The sequence below is a fragment of the Aeribacillus sp. JST-2 genome (assembly GCF_056032925.1).
In genome coordinates this window covers 1-2850 of record NZ_JBVVUU010000074.1, presented here as the reverse complement: position 1 = coordinate 2850, position 2850 = coordinate 1, and the positions used below count along the sequence as shown (strand labels likewise).

The window sequence follows — 2850 nt, the reverse complement described above, 5'->3', positions numbered from 1 at the left end:
GAAAGGGCGCACGGTGGATGCCTTGGCACTAGGAGCCGATGAAGGACGGGACGAACACCGAAATGCTTCGGGGAGCTGTAAGTAAGCGTCGATCCGGAGATGTCCGAATGGGGGAACCCACTGCTCGTAATGGAGCAGTATCCATGCCTGAATCCATAGGGCATGGAGGGCAACCCGGGGAACTGAAACATCTAAGTACCCGGAGGAAGAGAAAGCAAATGCGATTCCCTGAGTAGCGGCGAGCGAAACGGGAACAGCCCAAACCAAGAGGCTTGCCTCTTGGGGTTGTAGGACACTCGATCAAGGAGTGAGAAAGGAACGGAGTAGACGAAGAGGTCTGGAAAGGCCCGTCAGAGAAGGTAACAACCCTGTAGTCGAAACTTCGTTCCCTCCCGAGTGGATCCTGAGTACGGCGGGACACGAGGAATCCCGTCGGAAGCAGGGAGGACCATCTCCCAAGGCTAAATACTCCCTAGTGACCGATAGTGAACCAGTACCGTGAGGGAAAGGTGAAAAGCACCCCGGGAGGGGAGTGAAAGAGAACCTGAAACCGTGTGCCTACAAGTAGTCAGAGCCCGTTAAAGGGTGATGGCGTGCCTTTTGTAGAATGAACCGGCGAGTTGCGATCTCGTGCAAGGTTAAGCTGAAAAGCGGAGCCGCAGCGAAAGCGAGTCTGAAGAGGGCGAAGAGTACGAGGTCGCAGACCCGAAACCAGGTGATCTACCCATGTCCAGGGTGAAGGCAAGGTAACACTTGCTGGAGGCCCGAACCCACGCACGTTGAAAAGTGCGGGGATGAGGTGTGGGTAGGGGTGAAATGCCAATCGAACTTGGAGATAGCTGGTTCTCTCCGAAATAGCTTTAGGGCTAGCCTCAAGGGAAGAGTGTTGGAGGTAGAGCACTGATTGGACGAGGGGCCCCCATCGGGTTACCGAATTCAGTCAAACTCCGAATGCCAATGACTTATCCTTGGGAGTCAGACCGCGAGTGATAAGATCCGTGGTCGAGAGGGAAACAGCCCAGACCGCCAGCTAAGGTCCCAAAGTATACGTTAAGTGGAAAAGGATGTGGAGCTGCTGAGACAACCAGGATGTTGGCTTAGAAGCAGCCACCATTTAAAGAGTGCGTAATAGCTCACTGGTCGAGTGGCTCTGCGCCGAAAATGTACCGGGGCTAAACGTATCACCGAAGCTGCGGACTGTTCTTCGAACAGTGGTAGGAGAGCGTTCTAAGGGCGGAGAAGCCGGACCGGAAGGACCGGTGGAGCGCTTAGAAGTGAGAATGCCGGTATGAGTAGCGAAAGAGGGGTGAGAATCCCCTCCGCCGAAAGCCTAAGGTTTCCTGAGGAAGGCTCGTCCGCTCAGGGTTAGTCGGGACCTAAGCCGAGGCCGAAAGGCGTAGGTGATGGACAACAGGTTGATATTCCTGTACCACCTCCTCACCGTTTGAGCAATGGGGGGACGCAGGAAGGTAGGGAGAGCAGGCGGTTGGAAAAGCCTGTCCAAGCGGTTAGGCGGCCAGATAGGCAAATCCGTCTGGCGAAAAGCGGAGCCGTGACGGCGAAAGGATCTACGGATCCCAAGTCCCTGATCCTACACTGCCAAGAAAAGCCTCTAGCGAGGTGAGAGGTGCCCGTACCGCAAACCGACACAGGTAGGCGAGGAGAGAATCCTAAGGTGAGCGAGAGAACTCTCGTTAAGGAACTCGGCAAAATGACCCCGTAACTTCGGGAGAAGGGGTGCTCATGAAGGTGAAAAGCCTTGATGAGCCGCAGTGAAAAGGCCCAGGCGACTGTTTAGCAAAAACACAGGTCTCTGCGAAACCGTAAGGTGAAGTATAGGGGCTGACGCCTGCCCGGTGCTGGAAGGTTAAGGGGAGCGCTTAGAACGGAAGTTCGAAGGTGCGAACCGAAGCCCCAGTAAACGGCGGCCGTAACTATAACGGTCCTAAGGTAGCGAAATTCCTTGTCGGGTAAGTTCCGACCCGCACGAAAGGCGTAACGATCTGGGCACTGTCTCAACGAGAGACTCGGTGAAATTATAGTACCTGTGAAGATGCAGGTTACCCGCGACAGGACGGAAAGACCCCGTGGAGCTTTACTGCAGCCTGATATTGAGTGTGGGTACAGCTTGTACAGGATAGGTAGGAGCCGGAGACGCGTGAGCGCCAGCTTGCGCTGAGGCGACGGTGGGATACTACCCTGGCTGTACTGACATTCTAACCCGCGCCCCTGAACGGGGCGGGAGACAGTGTCAGGTGGGCAGTTTGACTGGGGCGGTCGCCTCCTAAAAGGTAACGGAGGCGCCCAAAGGTTCCCTCAGAATGGTTGGAAATCATTCGCAGAGTGCAAAGGCAGAAGGGAGCTTGACTGCGAGACCTACAAGTCGAGCAGGGACGAAAGTCGGGCTTAGTGATCCGGTGGTTCCGCATGGAAGGGCCATCGCTCAACGGATAAAAGCTACCCCGGGGATAACAGGCTGATCTCCCCCAAGAGTCCACATCGACGGGGAGGTTTGGCACCTCGATGTCGGCTCATCGCATCCTGGGGCTGTAGTCGGTCCCAAGGGTTGGGCTGTTCGCCCATTAAAGCGGTACGCGAGCTGGGTTCAGAACGTCGTGAGACAGTTCGGTCCCTATCCGTCGCGGGCGCAGGAAATTTGAGAGGAGCTGTCCTTAGTACGAGAGGACCGGGATGGACGCACCGCTGGTGTACCAGTTGTCCCGCCAGGGGCATAGCTGGGTAGCTATGTGCGGAAGGGATAAGCGCTGAAAGCATCTAAGCGTGAAGCCCCCCTCAAGATGAGATTTCCCATCGCTCAAAGCGAGTAAGATCCCTTGAAGATGACGAGGT

Annotated in this window: 1 rRNA gene; it reads left to right on the top strand. The window is 55.8% G+C overall.

From position 1 onward, the window contains the following. Window positions 1-2850: ribosomal RNA gene (locus tag AC0KTX_RS16340) — 23S ribosomal RNA — on the top strand; the annotation flags it as partial.